Raw genomic sequence first — 13,819 nt, forward strand, 5'->3', positions numbered from 1 at the left:
GTCGGCGCGCGTGGTAAGATTCATCGTGAAGGGCCTTTCTCTTGCTTGCTTTGGCTTAGACACCCGCAAGCATACCGAAGGGCCCTTTTCCTTCGCTAGCAGATTTCTCGGCTGTTTTTCCTCAAAAACTTAACTCGCACCTCGGCTTTGTTCCTTTTCCATATGCAAAAGCCCCTCGCGGATGCGCCCGCGCGCGTCGGCGGAGATGGGCCGTCCGTTGGCGCGCACGACCCGATGGTCGGGGATGATCACGGCGAGCGGGTTTTCTCTCACCGCGGCCCCAACAGCGCGGTATGACTTCGGTTTCCCCAGATCGCGCGCGATATCTCCGCTGGTGACCGAGGTGGCGAAGGGCACGCGGGAAAGCGCTTCCCACACGCTTTTCTGGAACTCGGTCCCCTCGGGGTCGAGCGGGACGTCGAAGGCGGTGCGCTTCCCGGCGAAGTATTCCAGAAGCTCGGTGGCACAGCGGTTCGAAAGTTCCGTCGGGCGCCGGGTACCAGCAAGCTGCACCTCGCCGAACGCGACTGCGCGCACGCCCCGCTCGCTCGCGCAGATGGTGATCGGGCCGTGGGGGGTGGGGTAGGAATAGTGCGAGAGCATGCTATGCGTCATGGGGCCTTCTTCCTGTCAGTGTATCTATTATAGGCGGGCGAGGTGCCTTCTCGCGTTGCTGCGTGGGGATTTCACATGTCATTGCTCGATGTGCCCGCCGCGTGCGCCCAGTGCGCTAGAATGGCTGCGTGACGAGAGAACGTCGCAGGTAGGCGGCGTAATAGGTAGACAAGGAGCACGCCCATGTTTCAACCGGTGGCCATAGCGCCCTCTATTCTTTCGGCTGACTTCATGAACCTCGGCCGCGATATCCGCATGATCGAGCAGGCGGGCGCGGGCTATGTCCACGTCGACGTGATGGACGGGCATTTCGTTCCCAACCTCACCATGGGCGTTCCCGTGGTGAAGCAGCTCGCGAAGCTGGCGAACATCCCGCTCGACGTGCATCTCATGATCGACAACCCGCTCGACGAGCTGCCGTGGTTTCTCGAAGCGGGCGCCGACATTGCGTGCGTGCACGCCGAGGTGCTCTACGGCGACGAGCTGCGCCGTGCGGTCGACATGATCCACGACGCGGGTGCGAAGGCCGCCGTGGCGCTCAAGCCCCACACGCCCCCCGAGGTGCTCGAGGAGGTCATCGCGCGCCTCGATATGGTGCTCGTGATGAGCGTCGAGCCGGGCTTTTCCGGGCAGAGCTACATTGAAGGCAGCGAGGAGAAGGTTGCGGCTGTCGCCGAAATGGCGCGCGCGGTCGGCAACGATGCGCTCTTGATCGAGGTCGACGGCGGCGTGTCCGAGGCAACGGTCGAGCGCCTCACTGCGGCTGGCGCCGACGTGCTCGTATGCGGCAGCGCCGTGTTCGGGGCGGAAGACCCCGCGGCTGCGCTTGCCGCCGTGAAGGAGAAGGGCGATGCCGCGCGCGTGGCGGCCATCGAGGATGCGCGGGCCGAGGAAGCCCTCGCCGAAGAGGAGATGTAGGTAATGCCTGCCACTGTGAGTCCCGATTACGTGTATCTCGACTATGCCGCGACAGCACCTTTGTGCGAAGAGGCGCTCGAGGCTATGAAGCCCTATCTCACCTGCGGGCGCGACAACCTCGCCCTCAACATGAACGCGAACTCGCTCCATTCGCCCGGCCGTGCCGCCTTCGAGGCGCTCGAATCCGCGCGCAAGTCGATCGCTCGCGACATCGGCGCATCCCGCCCGAGCGAAGTCATCTTCACGTCGGGCTCTACCGAGTCCGACGACACGGTGCTTTTGGGGGTTGCCCCCGCCGCTGCCGAAGCGCGCCGTGTGGCCTCGGGCTCGTTCACGCCGCACGTTATCGTGTCGGACATCGAGCACGAGGCGGTGCTCATGCCTGCAAAGCGGCTCGAGCAGCAGGGCTTTCGCGTGACGCGCCTGCGCCCCGACTCTCGCGGCTTCATCACCGCAGACGCGCTTGAGGAAGCGATCGATGAGGACACGGTGCTCGTGTCCATTCAGGCTGCGAACTCCGAGCTCGGCAGCGTCGAGCCGGTGCGCGAGCTTGCCGCCATCGCGCACGCCCACGGCGCGCTCTTCCACGTCGACGCGACTCAAGCTTTGGGGAAGATGCCTCTTGACGTGCGCGAATGGGATGTCGATGCCGCATCGTTCTCCGCGCACAAGGTGGGTGGCCCGAAGGGTATCGGCGCGCTGTACGTAAAGGCGCGCACGCCGCTTTTGGCGTTCCAGCTCGGTGGCGGGCAGGAGGCGGGCCGGCGCTCCGGCACGCAGAACGTCATGGGCGCCGCCGGTTTTGCCGCCGCTTGCCGCGCGGTCTGCGCGATGGAGCCTGTGGAATCCGCCCGCCTGCGCGAGTTGCGCGATGAGCTCTACGAGAAGCTTTCCCAGGTGCCGGGCGTGCGCCCGACGGTCGACGTCCCGCGTGGTTCGGTGGACTTCCTGCCGAACATCGTGCACGTGATCGTGAGCGACCTTGAAAGCGAGACGCTCATCCTGCGCCTCGACATGAAGGGCTTCGGCGTGTCGGGCGGGTCGGCCTGCTCGTCGCATTCGCTCGAGCCGAGCCACGTGCTGCGCTCCATCGGAGTGGAGGGTGACGACGCCTACGGTGCGCTGCGCATTTCGATGGGACGCTACACCACCGCCGAAGATATCGACAGGTTCCTCATCGCTTTCGACGAGGCCCTCAACTGGAATCGGGGCTAACGTGCCTGCGATGCCGCTTGTGAACACGCATTCCCACACGGCACTCTGCGGTCACGGCGAGGGCACGGTGGCCGAGCTTGTTGCCGCAGCCGACGCGGCGGGGATCGAGGTGCTCGCCGTAACGGAGCACTTCCCGCTTTCGGGCGCGTTCGACCCGCGCGGGGACGAGGCTATGCCCTGCGAGTCCGTCGCGGGCTATCTCGCCGACATCGACCGCGCCCGCGCAAAGCATCCGCACATGACCATCCTTTCGGGATGCGAGATGGACTGGCTCGGCGCGGCGGAGGACCGCACACCTGCCGAGCGCGACACCTCGCGCTTCGACGTGGTGCTGGGGTCGGTGCACTTCCTTGGCACCTGGGGCATCGACAACGAGGACATCGAGAGCCCGTGGCTTGAACCGGGCGCGCCCGACCGCATCTGGCGCCAATACGTGGACGAATGGTGTGCAATGGCGGCCTCGCCCGACCGTTTCGATGTCCTTTCCCATCCTGATCTGCCGAAAAAACTCGGGCACTTCCCAACCTACCCCTTGGAGCCCCTGTATGCGCGCATGGCTGAGGCGGCGCGCGCGGGTGGACGCATGGTGGAGGTGAACACGGCGGGTGCGGTGAAGCGCTGCGCCGAGATGTACCCGACGCTTAAGCTGCTTTCCGCATTCCACCGCGCGGGTGTGCCCTGCACGGTGGGCACCGACTCGCACAAGCCGGTTGACGTCGCCTTCGGTATCCGCGAGGCGTACGAGCTCATGGCCCGCGCAGGTTATGATTGCGTGACGATTCCCCTGGCGCATGGCGAGCGGCGGGAGCTGCCGATACAATAAAGGGCATGAAACCTCATTCGAACGCATAAGGAGGATGTGAACATGGCTTCTGCAAAACCTGAAACGGGACTGAGCAAACGCGCATCCGGGCCCCTGTCCAAGAAGGAGAGGACCTTAAGCGTAGGCGCCCTGGAAGCGGCGCTGTTCAGAGCTTTCCCGAAAGAAGACGTTGAAGACTGGGATCGGGCGGGCCTTACGGTGGGCGATCCGTCGCGCCAGGTCACGCGCGTGGCGGTAGCGCTCGACCCCACGGTTGCGGCGATTCACGAGGCGGCGTCGCGCGGCGCGAACGTGCTTGTGACGCACCATCCCGCCTTCCTCGATCCGCCAAGCGAGTTCAAGCCCGGCGCCTCTGCGGCGGTGTCTCCGGGCGCGGTGGTGTGGGCTGCCATCGAATCGGGCGTCGCGGTGATGTCGTTTCACACCGGCCTTGACGCAAGCCCGCTTGCGGCGCGCATGCTTCCCAACATGCTCTCGCTCGACTGGTCCGGACGCGTCCTCGTGCCGTGCCCCTCGGGGCCCGATCGCGGATACGGCCAGCTGTGTTCGGTGCGCAAAGGCGACGCGCCGATGACGCTTGAAAAGCTCGCCGCGCGCTGTACCTCGGTGTTTGCGCAGGTTCCGCGCGTGTGGGGCGATTTCGACCGCGAGATCAAGAGTGTTGCCACCTATACGGGCTCGTGCGGTAGCATCGTCGCCGCGTGCCTGCGCGAGCATGTGGACTGCCTCATCTGCGGCGAGGTGAAATACCACGCGGCGCTCGATGCGTCTGCGGCGGGGCTTGCCATCATCGACATGGGCCACGACACGACCGAGTTGCCCTTTACCGGCGTTTTGGCAGATGCGGTGGCGGCAGCGGGCGTTTCCGTAGATTGCATCGAGGTGATAGACCAGAGCGGCAATTGGTCTCATCCGGAATCGACCAGGTTGTAGAATAGCGGACGTAAAACGAAGGAACACAAGGGAAGCGCGAGGTAACAACGCATGCAGGTCAAAGACGAAGACATTTCCACGCTCATCGAGTTACAGCACAACGACATGGAGCTTCTTCGCGTCCAGAAGGCCATCGCCGATCTTCCGCAGCGAAAGACGATTGTCGCTGCGCGCAAGAAGATCAAGGCCATCGAGGAGAAGCAGGAAACGGTGGGGAAGCTTCGCGCAAAGGCAGAGGAGAAGCTTGCTGGCATCTCCGAGGAGGACGGCAAACTGGCCGCAAAGCAGGAGGAGGCGCAGAAGGCGGTCGATTCGGCGTCCGGCTACCGCGACGTCGAGGCGCATACGCGCGAGATGGACGGCTACGCGAAGCGCCGCGCCACGCTTGAGGAGGACCTCGCTGCCGTCGATGCTGAGTTGGATAAGATTTCTGCAGTTGAGAAGCAGATTTCCACGGCACTTGCCCAGCTTCGGGAAACGGAGTCGGCTGCAACAGCCGAGTTCCAGTCGCAGGGTGGCGAGCTGAAAAAGCAAGAGGCCGACCTTACCTCGTCGCACGATCAGATTGCGGCGAATCTGCCTGCCGATCTCAAGGCCCGCTACGACCGTGCGGCAAAGCATTGCGGAGGAGTGGCAGTTGCCCTTCTTCGCGACGATGCCTGCGGCGCCTGTCGCGCCCCGATCGAGCAAGGCCACTTGATCGACCTGAAAGCGCATGCGCCGCTTGGTGAGTGTCCCAACTGCAAGCGCCTGCTGATTGTGCTACCGTCGTAGAAGCGTTTTTAAGCCCCCTCTTTCTTTGTGTGTGGAAAGAGGGGGCTTCGTGTTCTTGTGCTATCTCCCAAACCCAAAAAAGCCCGCGGATGCGGGCTTTGCTTTTGGTACCAAAAGGCAGTGCGGTCAATCGCGACGGGGGCAGAACCCACTGCGCGATTGAAGTGCGCTTTTACGCGCGCTCGACCTTGCCGGCCTTCATGCAGCTGGTGCAGACGTTCGCCTTGCGGACGCGGCCCTTCTCGTCGCGAATGGTGACCTTCTGGATGTTAGGACGGAACATGCGGTTGGTCACTCGATGGGAGTGGCTCACGCTACGACCGAAAGACGGTGCCTTGCCGCAAACTTCGCAAATCTTCGACATAATTCTCAACTCCGTGTACGTGCCGGTTAAAAACCGTTGATGACAAAAAAGCCTAACTACTATATCACAAACAGACAGCTCGTTTCAAGGACTTTTCGTGTGTAATAGCGGCCGCTGGGTTCTGGCAGCTATCGTGGGCGCTTTTCCTTGCGCTATACTGCCTTTTTGGATGATTACGCGCGGGCGATTAGGCTTCGCGCGTGTTGCGAAAGGAGCATCATGAGCACAACGATTCCTGGCAACCTGCATGTTGCCAACGACGTTCTGGCCGACATGGTCGGCAACGCGGCTCTCGAATGCTACGGCGTCGTCGGCATGGCGGCTCCGAACGCCGTCGACGGCATCGCGAAGATCCTGCCCGCCTCGCGCCTGCGCCGCGGCGTGGTCGTTTCGAGCACCGACGCCGGGGTCCACGTCGAGCTTTACGTCGTCATCGAGTACGGCACGAACATCAGCGCCGTTTCCCAGAACCTCGTCGACCAGGTCACGTTCGCGCTCAAGGAGTACGCGCGCGTCCCGCTCGACGGCGTCGAGGTCCACGTGCAAGGCGTGAAGGTCCGCAAATAGCATCGTTTCTGCGGGTGCGCGCCGCATCGGCGTGCGGGCCTGCTTGTTAAGGAGATCGTTCCACTATGTCACAAACCTATACCGGATCAGACGTCCTTGCCGCCATTGCTTCGGCATCTGCTCAGCTTAGCGAGCGCAAGGAAGAGATCAATCGCCTGAACGTGTTTCCCGTTCCCGATGGTGATACCGGCACGAACATGTCGCTCACGCTGAAGTCGGTCGTCGACAATATTGCGAAGCTTCCCGCGAACGCGGGCGTAGCCGAGGTCCGTCGTGCCATCACCACGGGTGCCCTCATGGGCGCGCGCGGGAACTCCGGCGTCATCACCTCGCAGATTCTCCGCGGTTTGTGCGAGGGCTGCGCGGAGGCTGACGAGGTTTCCACTACGACGATCGATGCGGCGTTCGCCCGCGCGGTCGAGGTCGCTTTCCAGGCGGTGCGCAAGCCGGTTGAGGGCACGATCCTCACGGTGGTGAAGGACATGGCCGCCGCCGCCAAGCACGCGCGTAAGAAGAAGCTCTCCGTCGGCGAGGCGCTCGAGGCCATCGTCGAGGAAGGCTACGCCTCGGTGAAGCGCACGCCCGACCTGCTTCCGGTGCTCAAGGAGAACGGCGTGGTCGATGCCGGCGGCTTCGGCCTGGCCATCCTGGCTGACGCGTTCACTGCGGCGCTGCTCGGCAAGTCCGGCCCCCTTGGCGACGAGCTCGCTCTTGCCCGTGCCGGCGCGGCTCCGAAGGTCGCAATCGAGCAGATCAACGACTGGGAGGGCTCCAAGTACACCTACTGCAACGAATTCCTCGTCGATTCCGACGTGCTCGACAAGGATGAGGCGCTCGATTTCCTGTCCACGATGGGCGACTGCGAGCTGTGCGTTGGTGAGAAACCCAAGTTCAAGGTGCACGTTCACTCCAACACGCCCGACAAGGTGCTCCATTACTTCTTGGAGCGCGGCCAGATCTCGGAAGTCTTCATCCACAACATGAAGCTTCAGAGCGTCGAGCGCAACGAGAAGCTTGCGGCCGAGGAGCGCTCTGAGCACAAGCCGCTCGGGTTCGTGGCGGTCGCCGCTGGCTCGGGCATGGCGAAGATTCTCGAGAGCTTGGGCGTCGACGTCGTGGTGTCGGGCGGGCAGACCATGAACCCCTCGACGAAGGATTTGCTCGACGCCGTTGAGCGCGTGAACGCCGACGCCGTCATCATCCTACCGAACAACTCCAACATCATCATGGCGGCCCAAAGCGCGGCGGGGCTGTCCGAGGTTCCTTGCGCCGTCGTTCCCACGAAGAGCGTGCCTCAGGCGTTCTCGGCGCTGTTCAGCGCCGACGAGACCGCGTCGCTCGAGGATAACGTCGAGAACATGACGAGCGCGTTCGCCGACACGAAGACCGGCGAGGTCACCACGGCGATCAAGGACTCCAAGGACGCGCATGACAACCCCATCCACAACGGCGATGTCATCGGTATCGCCGACGGTTCGATCGAGGCTGTTGGCTCGAGCGTGGAGGATGTCGTGATGTCGCTGCTCGATACTATGGAGGCCGAAGACGCCGACACACTGACGCTGCTTGCGGGCGAGGACTTCTCGGACGAGCAGCTGGATGCTTTGGTGGAGCGCATAGAGTCGCGCTTCGACGAACTGGAAGTCGACGCGCACCGCGGCGAGCAACCGCTTTACCCGATCGTGTTCTCCGTGGAGTAGGCTAGCTTTTCAGATTGTTCAAACCGAGGCTGGCGGGCGAGGACTCGACAGCCTCGGCGCTTTTATCGGAGAAAGTGAGGGCTTCCGCGGCGGGCCTTCGAGCGCAGTTCCGCACGACGCGAACGGTCCAGTGGACCGTTCGCCAAAGCAGGACTGTTTGAGCACGAAGGTCTGCCGCGGAAGCTCGACAGGGTTCACTTTGAAGGATTATTTTGCCGGAAGCTTCCCACATACCCGATAGGCTGCAGGCCACGCTCGGGCTTGACGAGCCGGTGAGCCGCGTGCGCCTGGTGAGCCCCGCGCGCGCGAAGGCGCTCGAGAAGCTCGGCATTCGCGCGGTCCGCGGGCTCATCACGCATTTCCCGCGGCGCTACATCGACCTCTCCGCCCGTGAGACCGCCGCCTCGGCGCGCATCGGCGAGTCGTGCACCATCGAGGGCGTGATCCACGACGTTAAGCTCAAGCGCCCGAAACCGCGCCTGACCTTGGTGGAGATTGGCGTCACTGACTCTACGGGCGTTGTGATCGTGACTGCGTTTCGCCAACCGTGGCTCGCCGAGCAGCTCTCTGCCGGCATGCGCGTGGCGATCGCCGGCAAAATCGAGTTCAACTACGGCTTTAAGCGAATGGTGAACCCGCAGATCCTTCCGCTCGAAGGGTCCGACGCGCCCGCGCACGGCCTCGTCATTCCCGTGCACCCTGCTGGCGAGAAGGTGACGCCGGCGCTGATGCGGCGCTTCGTGAGCAACGCGCTCGAGCTCGCCGAAGGTGTGCTCGACCCGATGCCGCTGGAGCTTCGCGTGAAGTATCGCCTGGTGAGCCGTCAGGTCGCGTTCCGCGCGATTCACTTTCCCGAAAGTCTGGCCGAAGCCCATGAGGCGCGGCGCCGCTTGGCGTATGAGGAAGTGCTGCTGCTCGAGCTCCACCTCATGCAACAAGGGGCGGCTCGCAGCCGCGGCCATGTGCCCACGGCGCACGAGATCGCGGGCCCGCGCATGCAGGCGCTCGACGCGGCGATCCCGTTCACGCTCACCGACGAGCAGCAGCAGGCCCGACTCGACATCCTCGGCGAGATGGCGCAGCCGCATGCGATGAACCGCATGCTTCTAGGCGATGTGGGCACGGGCAAGACTGTCGTGGCCGCGTTCGCCATCGCGGCTGCGGCCGATTCGGGCGGGCAGGCGCTGCTTCTCGCGCCGACCGAGGTCCTTGCGCAGCAGCACGAGCGCAGCCTGGGGAAGCTCTTCGACGCGGCGGGAATCACCCATGCGGCTCTCACTGGGTCGACCTCGGAATCCGAGCGGGCTGAGCTACTCTCCCGCCTCGCCGCTGGCAGCCTTGACGTGCTCATCGGCACGCATGCGCTGCTCGAGGACGACGTGCGCCCGAGCAACCTCACGCTTGCCGTGATCGACGAGCAGCAGCGCTTCGGCGTCGCCCAGCGCGCGAAGCTGCTCGCCAAGGGCGACGCGCCTGACGCGCTCTTCCTCACGGCGACGCCGATTCCGCGCACGCTCGCGCTCGCGTTGTTCGGGAACTTGACGCTCACGTACCTGAAGCATCGACCGCACGACGCAGCGCGCCGCACGACGCGCGTGCTCGCGAAGTCGGAGCGCGGGTACGCCTACGACGCTGCCCGCGAGGCTCTCGGTCGCGGCGAGCAGGTGTATGTCGTGTGCCCGCTTGTGGGCAAGGACACCCAGGAGCGCGATGCGATGGCGGGGGAGGGGGCCGCCGCATCGCGCGAGGAGCCCGACGGCGGGGCGTACCACCCGATGGTTGCCATCGAGGACGATGCCGACCTGGAACACGACGACGTGGCCGCGGCGACGCGCGAGGCGGAGGTGCTCCAGGGGAGCACGTTTTTCGATTGGAAGGTCGAGCTTTTGCACGGCGGCTTGCCATCTTCCGAGAAACAGCAGGTCATGCAGCGATTCCATGATAACGAGACGCAGGTTCTGGTCGCCACCACGGTCATCGAGGTGGGCGTGGACGTCCCTAACGCGACCGTCATGATCGTGGAGGACGCCGACCGCTTCGGTCTCTCGCAGCTCCACCAGCTGCGCGGTCGCGTCGGTCGCGGCGAGAAGCCCGCCTGGGTGTTTCTCGTGTCCGCCTCGAAGCAAGACGTCGCCCTCGAGCGCCTTCGCGCGATGGAGACCTGCGACGACGGCTTCGAGCTCGCCCGCATCGACTTGTCGCTTCGCCGCGAAGGCGATATCCTGGGCAATCGCCAGAGCGGCGCCTCGGTGCTGAAGCTGGTGAACGTCGTGCGCGATGGTGGGCTTATCGAAGCGGCCCATGCCGACGCGCGCGAGCTTTTGGAAAACGACCCCGACCTTGCCGCTGCCGATCACGCGGCGCTCGGGCGGGAGGTACGGTTGCTGCTCGGCGCCGCGCGCGCTGGGGAAGGCGGATAGCATGAGAATCATCGCAGGTGAATATCGCGGCCGTGTCATTAAGGCCCCTAAGGGGGATGGCACGCGCCCGACGACCGATCGCGTGCGCGAGTCGCTGATGAGCGCGCTTGCCTCCGCGCGCGGGGGCCTTGAGGGTGCGGTCGTGCTCGACGCCTTTGCAGGGTCGGGGGCACTAGGCCTCGAGGCTCTCTCCCGCGGCGCCGCATCGGCGTGCTTCTTCGAGCGCGACGGCGCGGCGGCGTCTGTGGTGTCCGGGAACATGCGCACGCTCGGCCTTGAACCGCGCCGCGCTCGCCTCGTGTGCGCCGATGTGCTCGAGAAGCCGCCTTCTCGCCAACGTCCCGCGTTCGACCTGGTGTTTCTCGATCCACCCTACGCGCTTGCCGCGGAGGAGTCCCTCAGGATGGTGGCGAACCTCGCGAAGGCGGGGGCAGTCTCTGACGATGCTATTGTGGTGTACGAGCATGCGCTCTCGACGAACGCCGATGCCGACGAGGCGGAGGCGGCGTGCGGGTTTGCGCTTTCTTCCCGCAAGAAATACGGCGAGACGGCAGTCGATATCCTGCGCTTGGCGGATACGCTCGGGTAGCGCGTGGCGGGCGCAGTTTTTATTATGCGTCTGCGCCTAGCTGAGGCTTATGAATGCTCTGTGGTGCGTTTTGCCAAATCAGGGCGTCGTGATATGATAAATGGACTCATGTGCGCACAAAGCGCAGCACACGAAGCGCAGATTAAACGCTGCATAACAGCAGGTTGGAAGGAATAACATGGACGAAACCGGGGTCTTGGGTCTTCTCGAGGAACTCTCGATTTTGCTTGAGGATGCAAAGCCAGTTTTCGGCAAGAACAACCTTCGTCAGGTTGACGTGTCCGCCGCTTTCGAGATCATCGACGAGATCCGCGACACGTTCCCGAGCGAATTCGCGCAGTCGCGCCAGATCGTGCGCGAACGCCAGAGCCTTCTCGATGATGCGGAAGCCGAAGCGAACCGCATGATCGAAGACGCGCGCAGCCAGGCGATGACCATCGCCTCCGAGCAGGAAATCGTGCGCATCTCACAGCAGCAGGCCGACACCATCTTGGCCGACGCCCGCGAGCTCGAGCGTCAGACACGCGCCGGCGCGGAAGACTACGCCGACGAGGTGTTCGGTCACGTTGAGCAGAGCCTCGACACGCTTCTCGGCAACGTGCGCCGTTGCCGCGATCGCCTGAACGCTGGGTCGACCAACGTCGGTCGCGGCTAATGGACGAGCTTTCTAGCGTTAAAAGCTCCCTGCGCGTCGTCTCGGGGGATCCGCTTTCCCTCGAGGTTCCCGCCGAGCTATTCTCGCCTGCAGAGTTTGCCCAGTTCGAGGGCACCGTTGCCGTTGATGAGTTCGAGTGCGGTCCCGACTCGTACCGCTTCAGTGAGCCGCTTTCGTGGCATGCCGACGTCTCCAACACAGGCGACGCGCTGCTCGTCACGGGGAGCGTCACGGGTGAGGCGCGCACCGATTGCGCGCGCTGCCTTGAGGATGCGGTCTTCGATGTCGAGGGTGAAATCGAAGGATACTTCCTGCTCGACGGCGCGGAGATTCCCGAAGGTGCCGACGAGGACGAGTTCGACCGTCTGCCCGCGAACCACGTGCTCGATATGGAGTCCCTCGTCGTTGCGGCCATCGTGTTCGAGCTGCCGCTCGTCCCTCTGTGCGATGAGGACTGCAAGGGCCTGTGCCCCACCTGCGGCGCCAACTTGAACGAGGGGCCGTGCGGGTGCGAGAAGGAGCAATCCGACGGGCCCGACGAGTTCGAGCTGGCAAAAAACCCCTTCGCGGCGCTTGCGAACTTCTCGTTCGATTCCGACGAATCGGCCGATTAAGCTCAATCGTGCTCATTTTTTCAGCGCGTCCGTCGAAATGTCGTTTGCGATTTTCTGCGCATTGGTTGATTCTCATTGTTAGCCGAACACCCGCGCCGTAATCGGCGTTTTCGCAGCTAACAGGACGGGCGCTCGCGCGCCCGTCCTGCGTTTTTCCAGGTCGGTTCGGCCCCGAGGGCCCTCGGCCGGGGCGTCCGGCTGAGTTTCGGGCATGGCTCCGCCGGCCCGCCCGGGTCGGTTTTCGGACTCATCCGGACGGGCTGGAGGGCCCTGCCTATTCGGTTTCCCGGGCCGGCGGGGCTAAGGCATCAGCGGCCCCTCGCCGCGGCGCCTGCGGTCCGCCTCCACCGCCCCGACCGTCATGTCGAGCTCCCCGTAGGGCACCTTCTCGACCCCCAGCGCGTCGAGCAGCTCGCGCCCGTCGGCGCCGAGCGCCGCCAGCAGCATGTCGATGGCGCACATGCCGCCCAGGGACGGCCTGGGCTCGGAGTTGAGGTGAGACATCAGGACCGCGCAGTCCCGCCCGCCCAGCCGGTCGAAGCTGATCCCGCGGCCCTTGGGCGGTATCTTGCGGACCTCGACGTGGTTGCGCTCGCAGCCGCCCTTCTGCTGGGACTGGCGGACGTCGCAGTAGTAGACCGAGCAGCGCCTGGCGGCCGGGTCGAGCGCGGAGCGCTCGATGGCCGCGCAGTCGGAGAACTCGGCGCCGTTGTCCGTCAGGAGCAGGGGGAACAGGCGGGCGAAGGCCCTCGGCGCGGCCCTCTCGAGCATGTCCAGCGCCGATTCCGTCGACGCGGCCGTCTTGTCGGGCATCAGCAGCGCGAGCTGGAACCTGAACGCCCTCAGGTACAATGTGAGCAGGCACCGGCGGTCGGACCTGAGCCCTATCACGGTGTCCATCTCGCAGGCGCGGGCGCGCTCCTCCTCGGGAAGCCCCATGAAGGCGGCGAAGGAGCGCGCCCCGCCGTGCGCCGTCGGCCTCGGCGGCTCCGAGCGCGACCTGGGCTTGTAGCCGCACTTCCTGCGCAGGTCGAGGTCGCACATCCCGGCGTAGCCGCGCGATATCCACCGGTATATGGTCGACGGCGAGGCGCCGATCTGGCCGGCCCTTGCCAGCGCTATCTGCTGGGGCGACAGCCCCCGGGCCACGTCGCACCTGATCAGCCCCATCGCGTACTCGAACCCGGCCTCGTCCCGGTCGACGCCGATCCTGGACTCGCGCAGCTCGGCGTCCGCGAGCGCCTGCGCCCGGGCCGCCGAGTACTCGCAGCGCCACCTCCTCGAGCAGCTGCGGTAGCGCAGGTTCCTGCACCCGTTGCAGCAGCGCGGCCACGACAGCAGCTTGGGGCACGCGTCCTCCGGCGCGTCCCGGACCCTCTCGCCCTTGCCGGGCCCCTTGGACACGGTGCGGTTGCGGGCCACCTCGTCGGCCACCGTCGAGGGCGAGCGGCCCAGGTCGCGGGCCATCTGCCTGCACGACCTGCCCTTGTCCAGGCCGTTCTGTATCGCCGCGCGCTCGGCCCGGTCCAGCCTGCGGTACCGCTTCTGCCGCCTCTTTCCCTCCATGGCTCTTCCTTTCTCTCGGGAGGGCCCTCGGCCCTCGCCTCCGGAAAGGAATTCTCGAACTCATCC

14 protein-coding genes are annotated in these 13,819 nt (G+C 64.8%); 11 read left to right on the top strand and 3 right to left on the bottom strand.

Annotated elements, in window-relative coordinates; all coding sequences use genetic code 11:
• Window positions 1-129: 129 nt before the first annotated feature.
• Window positions 130-615 (bottom strand): methylated-DNA--[protein]-cysteine S-methyltransferase, encoded by a 486-nt coding sequence (locus tag ACMRQN_RS00145; protein ID WP_418733303.1) that lies wholly within the window; start codon window positions 613-615, stop codon window positions 130-132.
• A gap of 183 nt (window positions 616-798) precedes the next feature.
• Here ACMRQN_RS00145 and rpe point away from each other — a divergent pair, with 183 nt between their 5' ends.
• Genes rpe through ACMRQN_RS00170 form a run of 5 tightly spaced genes read left to right on the top strand, consistent with a single transcriptional unit; the run spans window position 799 to window position 5,278 of the window.
• On the top strand, window positions 799-1,533 hold the full coding sequence (gene rpe / locus ACMRQN_RS00150; protein ID WP_417059820.1) for a ribulose-phosphate 3-epimerase: 735 nt from the start codon (window positions 799-801) through the stop codon (window positions 1,531-1,533).
• A gap of 3 nt (window positions 1,534-1,536) precedes the next feature.
• Complete coding sequence (locus ACMRQN_RS00155) at window positions 1,537-2,748, top strand: cysteine desulfurase family protein (RefSeq protein WP_418733304.1); 1,212 nt, start codon at window positions 1,537-1,539, stop codon at window positions 2,746-2,748.
• Between the two features lie 10 nt (window positions 2,749-2,758).
• Entirely contained in the window at window positions 2,759-3,571 is an 813-nt protein-coding gene (locus ACMRQN_RS00160) for a histidinol-phosphatase (protein ID WP_418733305.1), read from the top strand.
• A gap of 42 nt (window positions 3,572-3,613) precedes the next feature.
• A complete protein-coding gene (locus ACMRQN_RS00165; RefSeq protein ID WP_418733306.1) occupies window positions 3,614-4,504 on the top strand; it encodes a Nif3-like dinuclear metal center hexameric protein in 891 nt (296 codons plus the stop codon).
• Between the two features lie 51 nt (window positions 4,505-4,555).
• Window positions 4,556-5,278, top strand: a complete 723-nt coding sequence (locus ACMRQN_RS00170; protein ID WP_417296561.1) for a zinc ribbon domain-containing protein — start codon at window positions 4,556-4,558, stop codon at window positions 5,276-5,278.
• A 172-nt stretch (window positions 5,279-5,450) separates the two neighbouring features.
• Here ACMRQN_RS00170 and rpmB read toward each other — a convergent pair whose 3' ends face one another.
• Window positions 5,451-5,642 (bottom strand): 50S ribosomal protein L28, encoded by a 192-nt coding sequence (gene rpmB / locus ACMRQN_RS00175; protein ID WP_158049204.1) that lies wholly within the window; start codon window positions 5,640-5,642, stop codon window positions 5,451-5,453.
• Window positions 5,643-5,861: 219 nt separating this feature from the next.
• Here rpmB and ACMRQN_RS00180 point away from each other — a divergent pair, with 219 nt between their 5' ends.
• From ACMRQN_RS00180 to ACMRQN_RS00205, 6 genes are all read left to right on the top strand, one after another.
• Window positions 5,862-6,209, top strand: coding sequence for an Asp23/Gls24 family envelope stress response protein (locus ACMRQN_RS00180; protein ID WP_296058576.1), 348 nt, complete (start codon window positions 5,862-5,864; stop codon window positions 6,207-6,209).
• A 65-nt stretch (window positions 6,210-6,274) separates the two neighbouring features.
• A complete protein-coding gene (locus ACMRQN_RS00185; RefSeq protein ID WP_418733307.1) occupies window positions 6,275-7,909 on the top strand; it encodes a DAK2 domain-containing protein in 1,635 nt (544 codons plus the stop codon).
• A gap of 212 nt (window positions 7,910-8,121) precedes the next feature.
• Window positions 8,122-10,329, top strand: coding sequence for an ATP-dependent DNA helicase RecG (locus ACMRQN_RS00190; RefSeq protein WP_418733308.1), 2,208 nt, complete (start codon window positions 8,122-8,124; stop codon window positions 10,327-10,329).
• A 1-nt stretch (window position 10,330) separates the two neighbouring features.
• On the top strand, window positions 10,331-10,918 hold the full coding sequence (gene rsmD, locus ACMRQN_RS00195) for a 16S rRNA (guanine(966)-N(2))-methyltransferase RsmD (RefSeq protein WP_418733309.1): 588 nt from the start codon (window positions 10,331-10,333) through the stop codon (window positions 10,916-10,918).
• Between the two features lie 178 nt (window positions 10,919-11,096).
• Window positions 11,097-11,573 carry an ATP synthase F0 subunit B gene (locus ACMRQN_RS00200; protein ID WP_158049208.1) on the top strand — a complete coding sequence of 159 codons (477 nt, stop codon included), beginning with the start codon at window positions 11,097-11,099 and terminating at the stop codon, window positions 11,571-11,573.
• A complete protein-coding gene (locus ACMRQN_RS00205) occupies window positions 11,573-12,187 on the top strand; it encodes a YceD family protein (RefSeq protein ID WP_418733310.1) in 615 nt (204 codons plus the stop codon). The genes ACMRQN_RS00200 and ACMRQN_RS00205 overlap by 1 nt, the downstream gene beginning before the upstream one ends.
• A gap of 300 nt (window positions 12,188-12,487) precedes the next feature.
• Here ACMRQN_RS00205 and ACMRQN_RS00210 read toward each other — a convergent pair whose 3' ends face one another.
• Window positions 12,488-13,753, bottom strand: coding sequence for a transposase (locus ACMRQN_RS00210; protein WP_418733311.1), 1,266 nt, complete (start codon window positions 13,751-13,753; stop codon window positions 12,488-12,490).
• Window positions 13,754-13,819 lie beyond the last annotated feature (66 nt).

It is taken from the genome of Ellagibacter sp., assembly GCF_048412355.1.
Taxonomy (GTDB): domain Bacteria; phylum Actinomycetota; class Coriobacteriia; order Coriobacteriales; family Eggerthellaceae; genus Ellagibacter.

Bases quoted from the DNA above. Each gene is read 5' to 3' on its own strand.
- ACMRQN_RS00145 (WP_418733303.1), bottom strand. From the start codon at position 615: ATGACGCATAGCATGCTCTCGCACTATTCCTACCCCACCCCCCACGGC.
- rpe (WP_417059820.1), top strand. From the start codon at position 799: ATGTTTCAACCGGTGGCCATAGCGCCCTCTATTCTTTCGGCTGACTTC.
- ACMRQN_RS00155 (WP_418733304.1), top strand. From the start codon at position 1,537: ATGCCTGCCACTGTGAGTCCCGATTACGTGTATCTCGACTATGCCGCG.
- ACMRQN_RS00160 (WP_418733305.1), top strand. From the start codon at position 2,759: ATGCCGCTTGTGAACACGCATTCCCACACGGCACTCTGCGGTCACGGC.
- ACMRQN_RS00165 (WP_418733306.1), top strand. From the start codon at position 3,614: ATGGCTTCTGCAAAACCTGAAACGGGACTGAGCAAACGCGCATCCGGG.
- ACMRQN_RS00170 (WP_417296561.1), top strand. From the start codon at position 4,556: ATGCAGGTCAAAGACGAAGACATTTCCACGCTCATCGAGTTACAGCAC.
- rpmB (WP_158049204.1), bottom strand. From the start codon at position 5,642: ATGTCGAAGATTTGCGAAGTTTGCGGCAAGGCACCGTCTTTCGGTCGT.
- ACMRQN_RS00180 (WP_296058576.1), top strand. From the start codon at position 5,862: ATGAGCACAACGATTCCTGGCAACCTGCATGTTGCCAACGACGTTCTG.
- ACMRQN_RS00185 (WP_418733307.1), top strand. From the start codon at position 6,275: ATGTCACAAACCTATACCGGATCAGACGTCCTTGCCGCCATTGCTTCG.
- rsmD (WP_418733309.1), top strand. From the start codon at position 10,331: ATGAGAATCATCGCAGGTGAATATCGCGGCCGTGTCATTAAGGCCCCT.
- ACMRQN_RS00200 (WP_158049208.1), top strand. From the start codon at position 11,097: ATGGACGAAACCGGGGTCTTGGGTCTTCTCGAGGAACTCTCGATTTTG.
- ACMRQN_RS00205 (WP_418733310.1), top strand. From the start codon at position 11,573: ATGGACGAGCTTTCTAGCGTTAAAAGCTCCCTGCGCGTCGTCTCGGGG.
- ACMRQN_RS00210 (WP_418733311.1), bottom strand. From the start codon at position 13,753: ATGGAGGGAAAGAGGCGGCAGAAGCGGTACCGCAGGCTGGACCGGGCC.